Consider the following 17,839-nt stretch of genomic DNA (forward strand, 5'->3'; position numbering starts at 1 on the left):
CACATGAAACGCCGCCGCTTCCTCCAGGCGCTGCCGCTGACGTTGACCGCGGCTCCGGTTCTCGCACTACCACGCGAACCCGGCATCACCACGGGTTCATTCACGCCACATCTCTCAATAACGGCCCAACCAGGCAAACTGCGCCTGCTCGACCTGCCGCGCATCATGCGTGACGAGCTGGACCTGCGCGTGCTCGATTTGATGACGGCCACGCTCGTTTCACTGGAGCCGAAATACCTCGCGGAACTGCGCCATGCGGCCGCTGCCGCCGGGTGTGTGCTCACAAACCTCAAGATGAACCAAAAGGGCCTCGACCTGGCGAACGCGGGTGCAGCCGCGCGGCGTCGGTGTGCTCATTGATCTGGCGCAGCTTTTTCGTGAAATGGGCCAGTTGCGCGACATGCTCCGTCGCTGGATGAAGGCAAGCACCCCATGAATTTTCTGCAGCAACTTCAACACGGCATCGCCATCCCGGCGCATCCGCTCGCGCTCAATGCGCGGCGCAAACTCGACGAACGGCGGCAGCGGGCGCTGTCACGCTATTACATCGCTTCAGGCGTCGGCGGTCTCGCTGTCGGTGTCCATACGACTCAGTTCGCGATTCGTGATACCAAGGTTGGTTTGTTTCGGCCTGTGCTCGAACTGGCGCAGGAGGAGATGGATCGTGCTGCCAAACCGCTCGTCCGCATCGGCGGTATTTGCGGTGTGACACACCAAGCCGTCGCTGAAGCCGGGCTGCTGCACGAACTCGGCTATCACGCCGGATTATTGAGCCTGGGAGCGCTGCGTGATGCTTCGGAAGACGAATTGATCGCGCATTGCCGGGCGGTGGCCGATGTGATTCCCGTCATTGGCTTTTATCTCCAACCCAGCGTTGGCGGTCGTGTGTTGCGGCAGTCATTCTGGCGTCGCTTTGCGGAAATCGACCACGTCGTCGCCATCAAGATCGCGCCCTTCAACCGCTATCAGACGATCGATGTGATTCGTGCCGTGATTGAGGCCGGACGCGATGACATCGCCCTCTACACCGGCAACGACGACAGCATCGTGGCCGATTTCCTCACGCCGTTCCGCTTTGCGGGCCAAGAACGCCGCATCATCGGCGGCTTGCTCGGTCACTGGTCGGTGTGGACGCAGCGTGCCGTCGAACTGCTGGAAAAATGCCGCAACGCCGATGCCACGCCTGATTTGCTGCGTCTCGGCATCGAAGTGACCGACAGCAACGCCGCCTTCTTCGATGCGGCGAACGGCTTTCGCGGCTGCATCGCCGGTCTGCATGAAGTTCTGCGTCGCCAAGGCCTACTGGAGGGCCTCTGGTGCCTCGATGAGCATGAAACGCTCAGTCCAGGCCAGCTTGAGGAGATTGATCGAGTTTATCATGCTTATCCACATCTCAACGATGACGCGTTCGTTGCCGCTCATCGCGAAGACTGGCTGAAATCCTGAAACCATGTGAGGGCCACGTTCCACTTCACTGAATGAAGATGAACTGCTGCGTGTTGATCAGTGCGAAGATGAGATCGTCGATCTGCCCGATGCCGCTGTCCCGAGCCTTCTGCCACGTCGCCTGCTCAACCGCCGTGGGTTTACGGGAAAGCAGCGTCAGGTACGTGGCCTGCATTTGTTGATCGGCACCGTTCATCTTGCTGAGCGTGAGATTCAGCGCAGAAAAAGGCCCGAGAATCTCTGGCAGCAGCTCGCTGTTCATCAGGGTCAGCGCCTGTGGCACAGAGGCATCGTGGTTGGCGTTCTCGATGGTCTCGCGATCCGACTGACCGAAATCGCGCAGGTAATGGCCGCGTGGAGCGGGTGAACTGATCTCCGCAGCTCTCAACCAGCGGCTGATGCCAGCTGCGCGTGATTTCAGAAACGCGGCCAGCCTCTCGCCAGTGAGTCCGAAGCGCGCGGCCTCGTCTCGCAGTTGCTTTTGCTGACCGTCCGTGAGCGCGTGTTTGTCTTTGCCGGAGATGTAGCCGCTCGTGGCCATCTGCATGTCCATGGCATTCATCGCGGGCGGGGCAGGGGCTGCCGCAGTTTTCTTCAAGCCCGCCTGCTGGCCCTCCAGACGTTGGATGCCCTTGGTGAAAATCAGATCATGCACGATCTGCCTCGTCGCACTCTGGCTGGCCTTGAGTATGTCGTATGCCTTGGTCAGCTCTTTGGCGCTGGCGATGTCGCCAGCGCTACGAGCGGCGATGATTTTCGTCTCAACCTCCTTCATCTTGATGGCGATCTCGGCAAACTTTTTGGCGGACACCCGAGCGCCTTCAAGAATCTCGTCCGGCGTAAGTGTGTCCAATGCCTCCGAAAGCTTCTTCACGCCGGCGAGGCGTTTCGCCTGTGTATCCTGTGTCGGCTCGTTGGGCATGTCAGGCGTCGGGTTGATGAGCGTGACAAAGGAATCCCACATCTGCTCCGCCGTCATGCGCCGGAGCAGTGGGCCGGTGAAGTGCCACGGCTCACCCGGCACAGCTTCCTGCCTGGAGACGGTGCGCTGGTAGGCGCTGGTATTGTAGAGGACTCGCAGGTAGCCCTTCATGTCGAAGTTCAGCTCCTTCATGAGACCTTTGAGATAAGTCATCAGCGCGGGATTGGCGCCCACAGTGTTGTCCATGATTTCGTCCACCGGCTCGATGAGGCCCACGCCGAAGACTTTTTTCCACAGCCGGTTGGCGATGACTTTGGTGAAGCGTGCATTGTCCTTGCTGGTCATCCAGCCCGCGTAGGAATCCATTCGTTTGACTCCGGCACCGCTCGGCGCGGCTTTGCCAAACAGCACCGCTGGCGCGACGACCGTCTTGGGTTTGGCATCGTCGTATTGATAGTCATGCGGGAGATGGAGTGCCCACTCATCCTGGGTCACGCTGGTCAGGATGAACGGAACACGAATGTGTCTGATGGCATCGTTGAAGCCGTTCACCTCCTCGTTGCTGAGAAGGTTTGCCTTGGTTTTTTCCTTCAACATTCGGTTCGCCTCGATCATGTTTTTTCCGAAGTCGTCCTCGCGCGCGGAGAGGCCGGTGTAGTGAGCGCCCAACTGGTAGAACTGCATCTGCGTCCATTTGTCGAACGGGTGATTGTGGCACTGCGCGCACTCGATGCGGGTGCCCAGGAAGATGCGCACGGTGGCGGCCATGTTGTCCAGCGGCATGTTCCGGTCGCGGAAGTAATAGCCGACGCCGGGGCTGTTCCAGACCTTGCCCTTCGATGCCACCATCTCGCGCACAAGCTGGTCATAGGGCTTGTTTTCTCGCAGGCTGTCCTTGATCCAATTGAAATAAGCGCCGCCGACCAGCCCGCCTTGAAGCTGGCCTTGCAGCCGCAGAATGTCCGCCCAGTAATTGAAGAAATGCTGTGCGTAGCCCTCGCTGGTCAGCAGCGTGTCGATCAGCCGCGACCGTTTGTCCTTCGATGTGTCGGCCAGGAACTCCTCCGTCTCGCGATACGTCGGGATGCGGCCCGCGATGTCGAGATGCAAACGCCGTACGAGCACGTCGTCGCCCGCCGGTGGATTGGCTGTGAGCTTCTCCTTCTGCCAGTGGGCCGCGAGCAATTCATCGATCTTTTGCGGTGCCGCAACGCTTGTGGTTGCCGGTTCAGCTTGCGCCGTCATCGCCGCAGAGAGCACAGCCACGAAAAGAAGCTGGTGGTAGAGTGATGGTTTCATCGCACGGCACTAAACGCATGCCGAATGCCGTGTTTATCCGCCCTGGAACTGCCGCTTTGAGGAAGACGCGCCTGGTTGAGCTCTCTTGAAACGCCTGCGGAATAGCGTGGAGCAGCCGGAGGCGTTCAGCGGGATTTATTTCCACCGAAGGAAAGCGCCCGCCAGATGAGACGATGAACGACTGCGTTAGCGGAAGAAGCGCCGCATGGAATCAACGGCTCGGTCGAGGGTCTTCTCCATCTGGCTCTTTTGAGGCGGTGGCGGTGTTTTTTTCTTCACCGGTGTTGTGGTGGATTTCTTCACGGTGCCGTTGCTGCTTTTCGTTTTTGTCGTCGGTGTGGCTTTGGGCTTCGTCTCGGTCACGACGGTTTGTTTCGGCTCTGCCTTGGGTTCTGGTTTCGCCTCGCTCACGAGGGCGACGGCCTTGCGGACTTCTTCTTTGGACGCGGCGGGCTTTTCGGCAGGCGGTGGCGTGGGTTTCTCAGCCGGAACCGTTTTTTCGACCGGCTTGGTTGTTGCGGCGATGACGGCGGGCGTTGGCTCCACCGCCACCGGCAGCAGGCCGGGCGCGGGGCCGTAACCGTAGAAACGCGTGGGGCTCTCCGCTTTCGGCAGATGAAAGTCGAAGACGCTCACGCCGCTGCGGCGCAGGCCGGCGAAGCTGCGCCCATCGCTCGCGCCGAAGACCACGCGTTTGCCGTTCTGCTTGAGTTTGCCCAGATAGATCATGACGTGTGTCACGGGCAGCTTGCGCTTCGTCTCGGTGGTGTTGGTCCAGAACAGCAGGTCGCCTGGCTTCAGGTTGGCGAATTCTTCGCTGTCGAAGCCGGTGGCGGTCGGCGTGAGATGGAGCTGCGTTTTCTTTTCCACCCACTGGCACATTTCGTCCGACTGGCGCGGCACGCCCTTCAGGCCTTGGAACTGCAGCACATGATACACGGTGCCGGAGCAGTCCATGCCGCCCTTGTTTGGCTCGTGGGAACCGTAGAGATAGCCGAGTTCCAGATGCGTGAGCGCCAGGGCGCTCTGCACGAGGCTCTGCACCTGCTTGGGATATTTATCAAAACCGCTGATGTCCTCGATGCTGACAGAGGAGACGGCGGCGGGCGGTGGTGTTTTGGCCTGCTCATCCTGCGCGGGCTCGGATTTTTTCGTCGCTTCCGCATGCGCGATGGAAATCATGCAGAACAGAATCATGGAAATCCGAGGTGAGGCGTTCATAGGGTCAAAGAAGCAGCCGTTTGACGCCGTTGCAGCCGATTTGATCAAAGGAATACATCATCCGGGCGATGATGTGGACGCCGTGAGCGCGACCGCAAGGCTCTGGGTAGCAGGTTCATACGCCGACCAGTTTGAGGCCCCAGGCGATGACCAGCGGCGTCGAGACACAGCTTACTAAGGTGGTCGCGATGACAACCTGCACCGCTGTCGGCGCATGACCGCCGTAGAGACGTGCAATCATGATGTTGAACACGGCGGAAGGCATCGCGGCCTGCACGACGATCACACGTTTCAATTCTGTGGTGATGGGCAGGAAGTACGCAGTGGCGAGAAAGGCGATGGGGATGATGCCCAGCCGCAGCACCGGGCTGAAAACGGCCACGTTCCAGCGGATCGACGCCTGGCCCCAGAGATCCGCAATCGAAGCGCCGATGAGCAGCACGGCCAGCGGCACCGCGCAGGCACCGAGCATCGCGAAAGTGTTGTGCGCGACGAGCGGCACGTAAATGTGGAGGCCGGTGAAGTTCAGCAGCAACGAAACGATGATCGTGAGCACCGGCGCATTGAGCGCGAGCCGCCACGGTGCCTTGTCCAAGCCCGTCAGCAGGCCGACACCGGCTGTCCAGCAGGCCAGTTCGACGCCGAGTGTGAAGGTGAAAAGCACACCGAGCGTGCCTTTGTCAGGAAACAATGCGGTGACGAGCGGGATGGCCACGAAACCGTAGTTTTGTAGCCCGCAGGCCACACTGAAGGTGCGGCGGCCCTCGCCTTTCTTCAAACCGATCAGCGGGGCCACGAAATAGGTGAGCGCGATGCCGATCACGACCAGCGTGTAGCCCAAACCCGCCGCAATCAGCACCGGTGCGAGTTTCATCACCGCCGGATTGCCCACCACGCGCTCAATGATCAGCGCTGGTGTCAGTAGCATCACGGACAGCTTCATTAAACTGGTGTCCGCTTCAGGTTTCAGCAGCCCGGTGCGACGCGCCAGCGCTCCCGCAGCCATCGTGAGATACACGGGCACGGCCACGGAGAGAATGCTGAGGTAGTCGAGCATGGAAGCTCTCTCGCTAGGCCCTGAAAGCCCGCCGCGCAAGTGGCGCTGCTCAGCCGCGCTTCCACACGACCCATAGCTCCGGAGGTGTGGCAGAGCGGTTGATCGGGCGCAGATGCTGCACCTCAAAACGGCGCGAATCGAGCGTGGCCGCCCATTCGGCAATGCTGCGCCCTTCCTCGGCCCCGCCTTCATGTCCTGGATACACCGCGATGGTGAGCAGTCCGCCCGGCTTCAACAGCTCCAGTGCCTCCCGCACTGCGATCATCGTTGTTTCGGTGCGCGTGATGAGCGCTTTGTCCGTGCCGGGCAGGTAGCCGAGGTTGAACATGATCGCGCTGATCTTCCCATGCAGTTCCGCTGGCAGATGCGCGCGCATCGTTTCGTGGCCGGAGTGAATCAGCGTCGTCATTTCCGCCGGGACACGCTTCGCCGTTTCCACCAGGGCGGTCGCTTGCACATCGAAGGCAAACACATGCCCTCCCGGACTCACGCACTGCGTCAAAAACAACGTGTCATGCCCGTTCCCCATCGTCGCATCGATCACGGTGTCACCCGGTCGCAGTCGGTCCTTCAACATCAACTGCGCCCACAGCACGGAGGAAGGCAGGCCGCCATTGGGGCTGGTGAGATGGGGCTTGGAATCGCTGCTCATATCGAATTGTGCTGCAAATCCATCTCCGCGTCGATGGTGGTGCCATCAAGCAAATGTTCGATGAGGTGTCGTGCGAGCCAGGGAGAACGGAGAGAGCCTTTGGAGCCGAGGCCGTTGAGGAAGGCGACGCGGGGATGGGTGGGATGGGTGCCCATGAGGGCCTGGCGGTTCTTGATGATGGGACGCACGGCGGTTTGCGTGGCGGTGATTTGGGCGGGGGCTTTGAGGACGCTGTGCAGGGTGGCTTCGAGCTTCTGCACTTGGTCGGCGGATGGCGTGTTTGGATCATCAAACGTCCACTCGTAGGTGGAGCCGGCACGCAGGGTGCTGTCTTGGCGTGGCAGGAGCCAGCAGCCGCGATTCACGATGCGCTTTTCGCCTTGGAGATCGGCTTTAACGGTGAGGATGGTGCCGAGGGCAGATTGAAACGGCACCCAGTGGAAGAGTGGATGTTTTTCAGCGCTCCAACCCTGCGCCCAGATGACGTGGGAGAAGCGCTGGCCGTTCCATTCAACGGCATCGGCATCGTCATGCACGTCGGCGGGTTGTACGTCGGCGGTGATGCTTGAATCGAGCGATTTGAAGAAGCAGCGGCTGAATTCGAGGTAGGCGTTCGTGTCGAGCCAGGCGGCGTGGCGCTGCTGGAAGCCGTTTTCGGGCTGGTGAATCACCTCGGCATTCAATTCAGGCGTCTGGCGATGCAGAAACGGCTGCATGTCAGGATCGCGGCGGCGCTTGTGCCATTTGGCGATCTCCGCCTCGTTTTTGAGCAAGCGGACGTAGCCGCGTGGGAAGAAGAAGCGTTGTTTCAGCCGCTTGCCACAGGCGCGGTAGAAGCGCAGCGCCTCGCGATAAAACACATCGTAGCGCCAGCTCACGGTGAGGCGCATGCCGGTGATGGGCGTGATTAATCCGGCGGCCACTTTCGAACTGGTGTGCGGTTCATCACGATCGACGATCAAGAGCGGCACGGCACGTTCCCACAAACGCCACGCCAACGCCGTGCCGGCAAGGCCCTGGCCGATGATGAGGATGCGGGGTGACATGACGCCCATGCTGCATGGGTTTGGCACATCTTGCCAATGCCGCCTTGCTGTGGCAATGATTGAACCATGGTCGCCACGCAACTCAAAGTGCATCTCTCACCGCAGGATTATTACCGCCGTGAGCGTGCGGCGGCATGCAAGAGCGAATTCTTCGCCGGCGAGGTGTTTGCGATGGCCGGTGGCAGCGTGAATCACAGCCTGATCAAGGCGAATGTCGTTGGCACACTGCGTGATGCCTTGCGGCGCAAAGGCGGTGGCTGCCGCACGTTTGACAGCGATCTGCGGGTAAAGATCCCGCAGACGAGCCTGCGGACCTATCCTGATGTCAGTGTGATCTGCGGGCCGGTGGAGCTGGATGCCGAGGATGATGCGGGCGAGACGGTGACGAATCCCACCGTCATCGTGGAGGTGCTGTCGGACAGCACGGAGCGCTATGATCGCGGCACGAAGTTTGACCACTATCAGAGCATCGCCTCGCTGCAGCAGTATGTGCTGGTGACGCAGGATCAGGCGAAGGTGGAGACGTTTCTGCGGCAGGCGGACGGCACCTGGCAGTATGCTTTGTGCGCGGGTCTGGAGGCGGTGGCCACGCTGACGGCGCTGGAAGTGACGCTGCCCTTGTCCGAAGTGTTTGCAGGGGTGGAGTTTCCGGCGGCACCGCCGCTGCGGTTGCTGCCGAAGACTTGAAGTCAGGACTGCTTGTCCATCAGCGCCTGCATCAGCTCTTTGAGCTTCTCATGGGTCTTGGCGACCTGAATCTGTGTCGGCGGGACTTTGTTCACGTCTTTCCAGAGGGTGCTGATTTCATCCATGGCAACACCGATGCGTTTGACCATGGTGCCCTGGCGTTTTGGGGCGCTGATGCGGCTGAAGTCGTCGCGCATGTCCTGCAGTATCGCAGGTGAACCGATACACAGCGGTCGGATGTCCACATCGGGTGCGTCGGCCACGAGGGTGGAAACGATTTCCAACACGCGCAGCCACAGGCCGAGGTCGATCATGAGGGCAAGGTCTTCGTCCTTTTGCTCGCGTAGCATGCGCACGAGTTCCTGATGACCATCGACGATTTCATGACGCAAATCTTTCCACTCGCTGTCTTCGGCCATTTTGCCCTGGGCCATGAGGCGGGGCATGAGTTTTTCACCAAGGCCGAGCATGCGGCAGTAAGTGAGCACGTCCTGGTTGTTGTTGCGGAACTGCTGCGAATCGGTGGCCTGCCAGACGAGAAAGCTGTCAGCGAGCAGGCTGCCGAGGATCAAAGCTGCTCGACCACGATCCGTCGGTGGCGTGGGTGGCGGCGGACGAAACATCAGACGCCAGCGTGCCTTCATGCGCTGGCCGACCATGTCGAGAAAGTCTGCCGGAGTCTGATCGGAAGCGATGGCGGCTGGTGCGGGTGAAATGAGAGCACCAGAAACAGGTGGCTCGGCCAGCGCCTGCCCGAGGCACAGTCCGAGCGCTGCGATACAGATCGTGAGGCTCAGACGGGACGGGATGGCGGTCATGGTGGGCGGCTGGAGTTCCAGACGGGCGAACTTACTCCACCGTGACGCTTTTCGCCAGATTTCTTGGTTTATCCACGTCGCAGCCACGCGCCACCGCTGTGTAGTAGGACAGGAGCTGGAGCGGGATGACGTTTAGAATTGGCGTGAGGTAGGAGGGGCAGTCGGGGACGTAGATCACATCCTTGGTAAGGCGCTCCAGCTCCGTGCGGCCCTCGGTGGTCACGGCGATGACGGGGCCTTTGCGGGCGAGGACTTCCTCGATGTTGCTGACGTTTTTGTCGAACACGGCATCGCCAGGAGCGATGAAAACCGACGGCATGTCTGGTTTCACCAGAGCGATGACGCCGTGTTTCAACTCCGCACTCGGATGCCCGCTGGCGTAGATGTAGCTGATTTCCTTCATCTTCAGTGCGCCTTCGAGCGCGACCGGATAGTTCATCTGGCGGCCCATGAACAGCATCCCCTCAGCGTGCGCATGCTTTTCGGCGATGGCCTTGATCTTGTCCGTCTGCTTGAGGATCTGGACGATCTTATCTGGCAAGGCTTCGAGTTCGTCGATCATCTCCAAACCATCGACGCTTGAAAGGTGATGGATGCGGCCAAGAAGCAAACTGAGCAGCGTGAGGATCGCGACTTGAGAGGTGAACGTCTTCGTCGCCGCCACACCGATTTCCGGTCCGGCGTGGATGTAAACACCACCGTCGCTCTCACGAGCGATGGTGCTGCCGACGGTGTTGACGATGCCGAGGCAGCGAATGCCCTTGCGCTGGCCTTCACGCATCGCGGCGAGGGTGTCGATGGTTTCGCCGCTCTGGCTCATGACGAACTGCAGCGTGTTCTTGTTCGTGGGCACGTTGCGGTAGCGGAACTCGCTGGCGATTTCGACTTCCGTCGGCACTCGGGCGAGCGATTCGATGAGATACTCGCCCACCATCGCGGCATGATAGGCCGTGCCGCAGCCAGCGAGGATGATGCGGTCGATCTGCACCAGTTCCTTCGGCGTCATGTTCAGACCGCCGAGCACGGCGGTGCATTCATCGCGGGAAAGACGGCCGCGCATCGCGTTGCGCAGGGAATTCGGCTGCTCGAAGATTTCTTTGAGCATGAAGTGCGGGAATTCGCCCTTTTCGGCATCGTCCGCGCTGAACTCAACACGACTGACTTTGACCTCTGCGGGGACGCCTTGATGCGACTGCACGTCGTAACGATCTTTCGTGATGGTGACGATGTCGTAGTCGTTGAGGTACACGACATCACGCGTGTGGGCGACAACGGCGGACACATCGCTGGCGAGGAAATGTTCATGGTCGCCAAGACCGATGATGAGCGGACTGCCAAGACGTGCGCCGACGATCACGCCGGGCAGGTCGCCATGCATCACGGCGATGCCGTAGGTGCCCTTCACGCGAGCGAGCGCTGATTTCACCGCATTCACGAGGCGCAGCGTGCAGTCCTTCTCCTTCGATTCATCAAAGTAGGTGCCAACGAGATGCGAGAGCACCTCGGTGTCGGTTTGCGACAGGAAGGTGTGGCCCTTCGCGATGAGCTGATCACGCAACGTCTGGTAGTTCTCGATCACACCGTTATGGACGAGCACCAGCTTGCCAGATTGATCGGGATGCGGATGCGCATTCACATCCGTGGCCGGGCCGTGCGTGGCCCAGCGGGTGTGGGAGATGCCCATCGTGCCCTGCGGGTTAGCCTCGGTCACGGCGATGCGCAGATTATCGATACGACCGGCACGCTTCACGATGCGGAGGTCTTCGCCGCCGCCGTTAAGCGCCATGCCCGCCGAGTCATAGCCGCGATATTCCAGACGACGCAGCCCGTCCAAAAGGATCGGGCTAGCCTGACGATTGCCGATGTATCCAACGATTCCGCACATGAGAAAAATAAAGGGGGTAAAAAGGGGCCTGTCGAATGACAGGCCGGTACGATACCGGCACGCACAACCCGCGCCAGCAGTTCGTGCCTTTGGCCCGCTTTTGCGGGGTGATCAGGCCATGATGCCCGGCACCAGCTCCCCATGCACGTCCGTGAGGCGGAAATCGCGGCCTTGGTAGCGGAAGGTGAGGCGTTCGTGATCGAGGCCGAGCAGATGCAGCACGGTGGCGTTCAGATCGTGCGTGTGGACGGGGTTTTCGGTGACGTTGAAGCCGAAGTCGTCGGTTTTGCCGAAAACCGTGCCGGGTTTGATGCCGCCACCGGCCAGCCACATCGTGTAGGCATCCTTGTGGTGATCGCGGCCAGCTGAAGTCTTGGTGCCGTCAGCGTTGATGCCCTGGCGCAGCGGTGTGCGGCCAAATTCGCCGCCCCAGATGACGAGTGTTTCGTCCAGCAGGCCGCGCTGTTTCAAATCGCGCACGAGGGCGGCCATGGGCTGGTCCACGTCCTTTGCTTTCACCGTCAGGCGTTGTTTGAGGCCGCCGTGGTGATCCCAGTCGGAATCAAAGAGCTGCACCATGCGCACGCCGCGTTCGATGAGACGACGGGCGAGCAGACAGTTGTTCGCGAACGAGGCTTTGCCCGGCTGTGCGCCGTACATGTCGAGCGTTGTCTTGTTTTCCTGCGTGATGTCCATCAGCTCCGGCACGCTGGTCTGCATGCGATAGGCCATTTCATACTGGCTGATGCGGGTGGCGATCTCCGGATCGCCCACGATGCCGAGCTGGCGTTCGTTGAGCGCCTTCACCGCATCGAGCACACGGCGGCGGTCCTTGGTGCTGTGTCCCGGCGGATTGCCGAGAAACAACACCGGCTCGCCGCTGCCACGGAATGGAATGCCTTGATACACACTCGGCAGAAATCCCGTGCTCCACAGCGTCGATCCGGCTCCGCCAGGAGGACCGGACAGCAGCACGACGTAGGTCGGCAGATCGCGATTTTCGGCTCCGAGGCCATACGTCACCCAAGCGCCGAGGCTCGGGCGTCCACCTTGGCCGAAGCCGGTATGCAGGAACATTTGCGCCGGGGCATGATTGATCTCGTTGGTGTGCAGAGATTTCACCACGCAGATGTCATCCGCCACGGTGCCGAGGTGTGGCAAAAGCTCGCTCAATTCGAGACCGCTCTGCCCGTGGCGCTGAAATTTGAATTCGGTGCCCGCCAGTTTCAAATCACCGCCGATGAAGGCAAAGCGTTTGCCCTTGGTCAGCTCTTCCGGGCATTTCTCGCCGTCCATCTTTTGCAGCAGCGGCTTGTAATCGTACAGATCGAGCTGTGACGGCGCACCAATCATGTGCAGGTAAATGATGTGCTTCGCCTTCGGCGCAAAATGCGGTCGCCGTGCCAGTTCCGCGGCAGGCAGGTCCCGTGCGAGCAGCGATCCCAACGCCGCTGAGCCAAGTCCAAGCCCCGACTGCCGGAAAAACTGGCGGCGGGAGACATCGAGGAAGTCAGGCGTGGTCATGCGCGCTTAGAACGTTGGTAAAACCGACGAGATTGCGTGACTTCATCCGCTGGCCGCACGATAAATGCGGCATGGCTCTGGGAACCAAAAATCGACTGCACGAGACGGGCGTTGCCTGCAAGACGCATCTGCGTGAACAACACAGCGACAAGCTGGAGCTGGTGACGGAATTCATCGCCGAGATCGAAGGCACGGGTTCCAAGCAGGATCTGACGGCATGGAACCAGTTCAGCGACCTCCGGCGCGATCAGGCCGAGATGCTGCAACGTGCAGAGGCAGCGTTTCAGACCTGGCTCGCAGGCGGTTGATCGAAATGAAAAATGGCACTTTTGTTCTCAAGGCGTGGTGACTCGCTTTGGGAGGTGTGATTGATCCACTGAATGTCCTGAAAGTAATGCCAGACATCCGCGTGCAGGGCCAAGAGGCATTTATACCGGCTCCGGATCGAACAGACATCCGCGCGCGTTCGCTCGCGCGCTCAGGATTTTTGCCTTGGCTTTCTGCTGCTTCTCGTGGTGAGCGCTGAAGTCCACTAGTACGTGGTACGGATTGTCTGCCTGCGGATCGTCGGCACAGGGCAGGTTGCAGTCCGTCGCATCCTGAACGAGAAAGCCCCACACCCCGGCGGATTTGCAGTCGGGACGGCTGGTGAAGCGTTTCCAGGAATCTTCAGGTGACACGCGGTTGCCGTCATCCACAGACAGTTGGTTCTTGTCTTTTGGGAAAGGCCAGAACGCAGGACTTGCCGCTGTGCCATCCTCCTTCACCCAGTTCGGATGCACCTGACGCAGCAGAAGAGTCGTGGGATTCATGACGACAGAAGGTCAGACAAAGCGGCGCACAAAGTTGTAGATCACACCCACGCTCTGAGCGGTGTTCAATTTTGCGTCTTCATCGACAGTTTCACCCGTACCAAGATGGGTTGCTTGGAGTTCTACGATCTCCTCAGATAGAGACACTTCGGCGGAGGCAGTGTGATCCTTGCCGGTCCATTCTAGGAACACATGACCCTCCGTGGTGGCACATACAAAGGGAAATGGGAGGTCCGCAGGGAATGAAGACACCAGGCGGTCGGCTAGTTGGGCGAGAGGTTCCTTGGGTGGTTGCGCACCTGTCCCATCCATCCATCCGTCCTTTAAACCAGCCAGCACCTCAAACTGCGCTGCGAGCGCGTGATTCTCGGATGCCTCCAGATGTTCGGTCTGGGCCACTTTCTGCAGTTTATCGTAAGCGTCAAAGACACCTACACCACGCAGCAACACACGCGTGCGCGTGATTCCGCCAGCTTGCCGGACCAGCGGGTCATAAAACGCGCTGAACGGAGCCGTCGCTGCCGTGCCATCATCCAGGCGCAATCTGAAGGTTTGGTTCTTCCAGTCCGTCTCCTCGATCACCCCCGCCATTTCCACTTCTCGCTGATAAGTTTTTTGCACGGCCAGCACCAGCTTCTTGCGGCGCTCCGGTGTCAGTATGGCCGGGACACGATTGCTATCGGCCAAGTTCACCGATTCGCCTTCGCGCAGTGACCTGCCCAACACGTTGAAATAATCGAGCAGATGTGGGGGAAAAGCGGCAGGCAGCACCCTCCCTTCGGCAGAAGCTTGCACACATTCGGCGATCACATCCCGCGCTCCCTCAAAATATTCGGATTCCGCGCCACCGGGGATCAGCAACCCGGCTGCGGCAACCCATGAGAGCAACGGTTTCGCACTTCCCTCATCCACGCGCTCGATGTGCAGGCTGAACTGCTTTTCAAAGCCGCGCGGAACACGCTTCCTGCCCTCATGCTTTTGTAGGTAGAGGTGTTTTGCCAGTTCCATCACCAGTTCCTCGTAAGCAGCCAGATCTCGCGCCACCTCGACCGGCAGCGTGTGCGCATCAAAGCGCTCGCCTTCAAAGTGCGGTTGGAGAAAGGGGGTTTTCATACCGGGATGGAATTGTTACATATATCGCCAAGGATGACAACAATGGTGCAGAGACGTTGGCTTCAAATCAGTTTGAACCCTCAGAATCTGGGATCTTCCGAATCACACACCGCACCAGAAACACCAGCGCCAGCGTCGTCAGCGCACCGGTGGCATCGGCGATGAGGTCACGCATGGTTTCGTGAATGCTGTGCTGGATGTGGGAGCCGTAAACGATATCTGAGTAGAGTTCGGCGAACTCCCAGAAGAGTCCGACCGTGCAGGCCAGCGTGAAAGTGAAGAGGTAACGGGCGAAGGCGGTCAGGGTGCCGAACCAGGACGCGAAGCAGTCGAGTGCATGCCAGGCGAAGAACGCGATGGCCACACCGCCGCTGTAATGCATGACGAAATCGAGCGGCTGGCGCCACGGCGTGTTGAAAACAGCCCGGTGGAAGACCAGCACCAGCAGCGGTGCCCAACTGGCACGAAGAAGAAGGCGAAACAGCGGGGTCATGCCTGCCAGTCCACGTTGACGCTCTGCTCGCGGCCATTGCGGTCGTGGTATTTCACATGGCCGTGCTGCGCGCCGTATTCGTGGACGCATTTGGTCACTTTCACGTCGTAGCAGCAGTATTCGGCGATCTTGGCGACCTCCCCCTGTTGCCACCACTTCAGTGCATCGAGGCCGTCGGCGGTTTTGCCCATGCCGAGCGTGGCGGCGGCCACGGCGTCGAGTTTGATGCGGTGGCCGAGGGCTTTTTCGAGATCAATGAGCAGGTCGAGGCTGTGGGGCACGTCGGCAGGGTCAAACAGGATGTCATGGCCTTTGAGCACCTCGTAATCGAAGCCGATGTGGTTGAAACCGACGACGAGATCAGCCGCTTTGAGCTGCTTGATCAGTGCGGGCGCTTCATCCTGGGTGTAGATCGAGTACTCGTTCTGCCGGGTGCTGAAGGTGCAGGCCACGGAGATGCCCATCATGTGCTTGTTGCCCCAGCCGCCCACGTCATTCGCGGTGCGGCGTGTTTCGAGATCGAAATAGACAATGTCGCCAGCCATGCGCGCGGGAGACTTAACCGATGCGGTAAACGATGCGCGCCTTGTCCTTGTCGTAGGGGGACATTTCGAGCTTCACGGCGTCGCCGATGACGAGACGAATGAATTTTTTGCGCATCTTGCCGGAAATGTGGGCGAGGACTTCATGGCCGTTGCGCAGCTTCACGCGGAACATGGTGCCGGCGAGCACGGCGGCGATGGTGCCTTCGAGTTCGATGGCCTCTTCCTTCTGCTTGGCCTCATCCGCAGGATCCAGGGGACGTGGCGGCGGAACGAAACGTGGCGGCGGTGGGCCGTTGCGCTTGGGGGGACCGCCGCGAGAGGGACCACGGTTGGGGCCGCTGCGTGATGGGCCTTTGCGTTTGGGAGGAGGCATAGTTGAAAAAAGTTGGGCGTGAGGATGCTGCCGCATGCAGGGATTACAAGAGTAATTTTGCAGGGTGAAATGCCTGTTTCGCAGATTCATGCAGACAAAAATCTCGCCGCCATGCGTCCTGTCCATGAAACTGCCACCCGCATGCCTGCCGCACCGACACTGCCTGAACTCTACGACGCCCATGCGGCGGGGCTGTTTCATTACTTCACGAGCTTCACCGGTGAGGAGGCCGATGCGAAGGATCTGCTGCAGGAGTTCTTCATCAAACTGGCCCGGCAGTCGATTCCGTCTGGAATCGTGAACCTGCGTGCCTGGCTGCTGCGGCTGGCGCATCATCAGGCCATCGACTGGCTGCGGCGGCATCGTGTGCGGCGTCGTGCGGAGGAAGAAACGCCGCCGGAGCTGTTTGCGGCCCAGGATGATCCCGATCAGGCGGAACTCGCGAGGCGCCTCACCTGCGCACTGACTGTGCTGCCAATGGAGCAGCGCAGCGTGGTGCAGTTGAAGCTGTGGGATGGGCTGACCTTTGAAGAAATCGCGGAAGTGCAGGGCATTCCGCTGAACACGGCGGCCAGCCGTTACCGCTATGCCCTGGAGAAACTGCGGAGCGAGCTGCGGCCGCTGTACGATGAACTGAAACCGTCATGAACACGAACCCCGATGCTTTTGAAAACGATCTGCGTGCGCTGAAACGGCGGGCGCTGCCGGAAGGCTGGCGCAACGAGATGTTGCAACGCGCAAAACCCGCCATTCGCACGCCACGCTGGCTCGTCGCCGGCTGGAGCGTGGCCTGGGCGGCGATTCTGGCGATGTATTTCACCATGCCGACCGAATCCGCCACCCAACGGTCTCCTGCCATGAGCAACACAGCTCCCACCATGCTGTGGCAGCAGCGTGCCGCCACCATCGAGGCCCTGCTGGCCGCCAACTGATTCTAAACCCCACCATCCATCGCCATGATCCGCCGACTTATCGCCAAACGCGCCATCCGCATCCTGCTGTGGCTGTTCATCACACTTGTCACGTTTATCGTGCTCTTGTTCGTCTGGACGAACTGGAGCGGCAAACGCCGCTGGGCGGCGGCGAAGGCGATGATCGAACGTGAAGGCGAAACGCTGGAGTTTCTCAAGCTGCTGCCAGCAACGCCACCAGCAGAGTCGAACTTGCTCGCCATTGAGGCGCTGCGCGGCATCACTGAAACGGTCGATAACGATGATGAGAAAGGTGAACCAGGACTGAAGCGCAAGGCGCTGGCAGCGATGAAGTGGGACGCGAAAGGTGCCAAGCTGCCGGCGACCAACGGCGTCACGCTTGCTCAGGCGGCGGATATGGCCCAGTGGGCGAAATTTCTGCGCGAGGTGAAGTTTCTCGATCTGCCTGCGGATGCAGCCGCACCGGGACGTGATGTTTTGCATGCGCTGGATGCGAAGTTCCCGCTGCTCAAGGAACTCGCCGACGAGGCACCGAAGCGCACGCAGGCGATGTTCACACCAGGGTTGCGTGAGCGCAAACTGCCGGGACTGCTCTTCGCTCTGCGCATACCGCATTATACCGCCGCACAAAGCCTGGCACGCATGCTGAGTCTGCGTGCGCGTGCGGCGATTGAAGCCAAAGACAGCGGCGAGGCGGCGCGTAGTCTGCTGGCTGCAAGCCGGATCAGCTTGGCGTGTGAGTCTGAACCGCTGCTGATCGGCTTCTTGGTGGGGATCACGGCGCAAACCATGGTGACCGAGACGCTGTGGCTTGGTTTGCGTGAGCGTGTGTTTGCGGCAGAGGATCTGCGCCTGCTGCAGGAAGTTTTGAGCGGAGCAGGGACGGACAAGGCGCTGCTGCAGTCGATGCGGGGTGAAATGGCCGCAGGCTTGGGTTCGCTGGAGTTTCATCAGGACACCATCGCAGGAAGAAAGCAGGGTGGCGAGGATGCCGCCAACGCGTTTGCCGCTATG

20 protein-coding genes are annotated in these 17,839 nt (G+C 60.2%); 7 read left to right on the forward strand and 13 right to left on the reverse strand.

Annotated elements, in window-relative coordinates; all coding sequences use genetic code 11:
• Positions 1 to 3 precede the first annotated feature (3 nt).
• Positions 4 to 360, forward strand: coding sequence for a hypothetical protein (locus tag ACKVY0_RS25705; RefSeq protein ID WP_409217727.1), 357 nt, complete (start codon positions 4 to 6; stop codon positions 358 to 360).
• A gap of 72 nt (positions 361 to 432) precedes the next feature.
• Positions 433 to 1,446 carry a dihydrodipicolinate synthase family protein gene (locus ACKVY0_RS25710; protein ID WP_409217728.1) on the forward strand — a complete coding sequence of 338 codons (1,014 nt, stop codon included), beginning with the start codon at positions 433 to 435 and terminating at the stop codon, positions 1,444 to 1,446.
• Positions 1,447 to 1,471: 25 nt separating this feature from the next.
• Here the strand turns inward: ACKVY0_RS25710 and ACKVY0_RS25715 are convergent, their stop codons facing one another.
• From ACKVY0_RS25715 to ACKVY0_RS25735, 5 genes are all read right to left on the reverse strand, one after another.
• The gene (locus ACKVY0_RS25715) at positions 1,472 to 3,667 is read right to left on the reverse strand and encodes a DUF1549 domain-containing protein (protein ID WP_409217729.1); all 2,196 of its coding nucleotides are present in this window, start codon (positions 3,665 to 3,667) and stop codon (positions 1,472 to 1,474) included.
• Between the two features lie 186 nt (positions 3,668 to 3,853).
• On the reverse strand, positions 3,854 to 4,888 hold the full coding sequence (locus ACKVY0_RS25720; RefSeq protein WP_409217730.1) for an NlpC/P60 family protein: 1,035 nt from the start codon (positions 4,886 to 4,888) through the stop codon (positions 3,854 to 3,856).
• Positions 4,889 to 5,003: 115 nt separating this feature from the next.
• Entirely contained in the window at positions 5,004 to 5,945 is a 942-nt protein-coding gene (locus tag ACKVY0_RS25725; RefSeq protein ID WP_409217731.1) for an AEC family transporter, read from the reverse strand.
• Positions 5,946 to 5,994: 49 nt separating this feature from the next.
• Positions 5,995 to 6,597, reverse strand: coding sequence for a class I SAM-dependent methyltransferase (locus ACKVY0_RS25730; protein ID WP_409217732.1), 603 nt, complete (start codon positions 6,595 to 6,597; stop codon positions 5,995 to 5,997).
• A complete protein-coding gene (locus ACKVY0_RS25735) occupies positions 6,594 to 7,643 on the reverse strand; it encodes an NAD(P)/FAD-dependent oxidoreductase (protein ID WP_409217733.1) in 1,050 nt (349 codons plus the stop codon). The genes ACKVY0_RS25730 and ACKVY0_RS25735 overlap by 4 nt, the downstream gene beginning before the upstream one ends.
• A 66-nt stretch (positions 7,644 to 7,709) precedes the next feature.
• Here ACKVY0_RS25735 and ACKVY0_RS25740 point away from each other — a divergent pair, with 66 nt between their 5' ends.
• Complete coding sequence (locus tag ACKVY0_RS25740; RefSeq protein WP_409217734.1) at positions 7,710 to 8,330, forward strand: Uma2 family endonuclease; 621 nt, start codon at positions 7,710 to 7,712, stop codon at positions 8,328 to 8,330.
• Positions 8,331 to 8,332: 2 nt separating this feature from the next.
• Here ACKVY0_RS25740 and ACKVY0_RS25745 read toward each other — a convergent pair whose 3' ends face one another.
• From ACKVY0_RS25745 to ACKVY0_RS25755, 3 genes are all read right to left on the reverse strand, one after another.
• Positions 8,333 to 9,148: a hypothetical protein gene (locus ACKVY0_RS25745; RefSeq protein ID WP_409217735.1), complete on the reverse strand. Its 816-nt coding sequence runs from the start codon at positions 9,146 to 9,148 to the stop codon at positions 8,333 to 8,335.
• A gap of 31 nt (positions 9,149 to 9,179) precedes the next feature.
• A complete protein-coding gene (gene glmS, locus ACKVY0_RS25750; protein WP_409217736.1) occupies positions 9,180 to 11,033 on the reverse strand; it encodes a glutamine--fructose-6-phosphate transaminase (isomerizing) in 1,854 nt (617 codons plus the stop codon).
• A 111-nt stretch (positions 11,034 to 11,144) separates the two neighbouring features.
• Complete coding sequence (locus ACKVY0_RS25755) at positions 11,145 to 12,557, reverse strand: DUF1501 domain-containing protein (RefSeq protein ID WP_409217737.1); 1,413 nt, start codon at positions 12,555 to 12,557, stop codon at positions 11,145 to 11,147.
• A gap of 71 nt (positions 12,558 to 12,628) precedes the next feature.
• Here ACKVY0_RS25755 and ACKVY0_RS25760 point away from each other — a divergent pair, with 71 nt between their 5' ends.
• Entirely contained in the window at positions 12,629 to 12,865 is a 237-nt protein-coding gene (locus ACKVY0_RS25760) for a hypothetical protein (protein WP_409217738.1), read from the forward strand.
• A 120-nt stretch (positions 12,866 to 12,985) separates the two neighbouring features.
• On the opposite strand, the gene ACKVY0_RS25765 is transcribed toward ACKVY0_RS25760, so the two are convergent.
• From ACKVY0_RS25765 to infA, 5 genes are all read right to left on the reverse strand, one after another.
• Positions 12,986 to 13,369, reverse strand: coding sequence for a hypothetical protein (locus ACKVY0_RS25765; RefSeq protein ID WP_409217739.1), 384 nt, complete (start codon positions 13,367 to 13,369; stop codon positions 12,986 to 12,988).
• A 12-nt stretch (positions 13,370 to 13,381) separates the two neighbouring features.
• The gene (locus tag ACKVY0_RS25770; RefSeq protein WP_409217740.1) at positions 13,382 to 14,482 is read right to left on the reverse strand and encodes a hypothetical protein; all 1,101 of its coding nucleotides are present in this window, start codon (positions 14,480 to 14,482) and stop codon (positions 13,382 to 13,384) included.
• Positions 14,483 to 14,549: 67 nt separating this feature from the next.
• A complete protein-coding gene (locus ACKVY0_RS25775; RefSeq protein WP_409217741.1) occupies positions 14,550 to 14,975 on the reverse strand; it encodes a hypothetical protein in 426 nt (141 codons plus the stop codon).
• A complete protein-coding gene (locus ACKVY0_RS25780; protein ID WP_409217742.1) occupies positions 14,972 to 15,520 on the reverse strand; it encodes a ribonuclease H-like domain-containing protein in 549 nt (182 codons plus the stop codon). Before ACKVY0_RS25780 ends, ACKVY0_RS25775 begins: the two co-directional genes overlap by 4 nt.
• Before the next feature lie 13 nt (positions 15,521 to 15,533).
• Positions 15,534 to 15,893 (reverse strand): translation initiation factor IF-1, encoded by a 360-nt coding sequence (gene infA / locus ACKVY0_RS25785; protein WP_409217743.1) that lies wholly within the window; start codon positions 15,891 to 15,893, stop codon positions 15,534 to 15,536.
• A gap of 111 nt (positions 15,894 to 16,004) precedes the next feature.
• Here infA and ACKVY0_RS25790 point away from each other — a divergent pair, with 111 nt between their 5' ends.
• The 3 genes from ACKVY0_RS25790 to ACKVY0_RS25800 form a co-directional block, all read left to right on the forward strand.
• Positions 16,005 to 16,541, forward strand: coding sequence for an RNA polymerase sigma factor (locus tag ACKVY0_RS25790; RefSeq protein WP_409217744.1), 537 nt, complete (start codon positions 16,005 to 16,007; stop codon positions 16,539 to 16,541).
• Complete coding sequence (locus ACKVY0_RS25795) at positions 16,538 to 16,825, forward strand: hypothetical protein (protein WP_409217745.1); 288 nt, start codon at positions 16,538 to 16,540, stop codon at positions 16,823 to 16,825. Before ACKVY0_RS25790 ends, ACKVY0_RS25795 begins: the two co-directional genes overlap by 4 nt.
• Before the next feature lie 24 nt (positions 16,826 to 16,849).
• On the forward strand, positions 16,850 to 17,839 hold a 990-nt coding region (locus ACKVY0_RS25800; RefSeq protein WP_409217746.1), incomplete at its 3' end, for a hypothetical protein.

Source organism: Prosthecobacter sp., from assembly GCF_046154365.1.
Taxonomy (GTDB): domain Bacteria; phylum Verrucomicrobiota; class Verrucomicrobiia; order Verrucomicrobiales; family Verrucomicrobiaceae; genus Prosthecobacter.

Coding starts and splice junctions, on each gene's coding strand:
- ACKVY0_RS25710 (WP_409217728.1), top strand. CDS start 433: ATGAATTTTCTGCAGCAACTTCAACACGGCATCGCCATCCCGGCGCAT.
- ACKVY0_RS25760 (WP_409217738.1), top strand. CDS start 12,629: ATGGCTCTGGGAACCAAAAATCGACTGCACGAGACGGGCGTTGCCTGC.
- ACKVY0_RS25770 (WP_409217740.1), bottom strand. CDS start 14,482: ATGAAAACCCCCTTTCTCCAACCGCACTTTGAAGGCGAGCGCTTTGAT.
- ACKVY0_RS25730 (WP_409217732.1), bottom strand. CDS start 6,597: ATGAGCAGCGATTCCAAGCCCCATCTCACCAGCCCCAATGGCGGCCTG.
- ACKVY0_RS25755 (WP_409217737.1), bottom strand. CDS start 12,557: ATGACCACGCCTGACTTCCTCGATGTCTCCCGCCGCCAGTTTTTCCGG.
- infA (WP_409217743.1), bottom strand. CDS start 15,893: ATGCCTCCTCCCAAACGCAAAGGCCCATCACGCAGCGGCCCCAACCGT.
- ACKVY0_RS25725 (WP_409217731.1), bottom strand. CDS start 5,945: ATGCTCGACTACCTCAGCATTCTCTCCGTGGCCGTGCCCGTGTATCTC.
- ACKVY0_RS25795 (WP_409217745.1), top strand. CDS start 16,538: ATGAACACGAACCCCGATGCTTTTGAAAACGATCTGCGTGCGCTGAAA.
- ACKVY0_RS25705 (WP_409217727.1), top strand. CDS start 4: ATGAAACGCCGCCGCTTCCTCCAGGCGCTGCCGCTGACGTTGACCGCG.
- ACKVY0_RS25715 (WP_409217729.1), bottom strand. CDS start 3,667: ATGAAACCATCACTCTACCACCAGCTTCTTTTCGTGGCTGTGCTCTCT.
- ACKVY0_RS25720 (WP_409217730.1), bottom strand. CDS start 4,888: ATGAACGCCTCACCTCGGATTTCCATGATTCTGTTCTGCATGATTTCC.
- ACKVY0_RS25740 (WP_409217734.1), top strand. CDS start 7,710: ATGGTCGCCACGCAACTCAAAGTGCATCTCTCACCGCAGGATTATTAC.
- ACKVY0_RS25765 (WP_409217739.1), bottom strand. CDS start 13,369: ATGAATCCCACGACTCTTCTGCTGCGTCAGGTGCATCCGAACTGGGTG.
- ACKVY0_RS25745 (WP_409217735.1), bottom strand. CDS start 9,148: ATGACCGCCATCCCGTCCCGTCTGAGCCTCACGATCTGTATCGCAGCG.
- ACKVY0_RS25775 (WP_409217741.1), bottom strand. CDS start 14,975: ATGACCCCGCTGTTTCGCCTTCTTCTTCGTGCCAGTTGGGCACCGCTG.
- ACKVY0_RS25790 (WP_409217744.1), top strand. CDS start 16,005: ATGCGTCCTGTCCATGAAACTGCCACCCGCATGCCTGCCGCACCGACA.
- ACKVY0_RS25780 (WP_409217742.1), bottom strand. CDS start 15,520: ATGGCTGGCGACATTGTCTATTTCGATCTCGAAACACGCCGCACCGCG.
- glmS (WP_409217736.1), bottom strand. CDS start 11,033: ATGTGCGGAATCGTTGGATACATCGGCAATCGTCAGGCTAGCCCGATC.
- ACKVY0_RS25735 (WP_409217733.1), bottom strand. CDS start 7,643: ATGTCACCCCGCATCCTCATCATCGGCCAGGGCCTTGCCGGCACGGCG.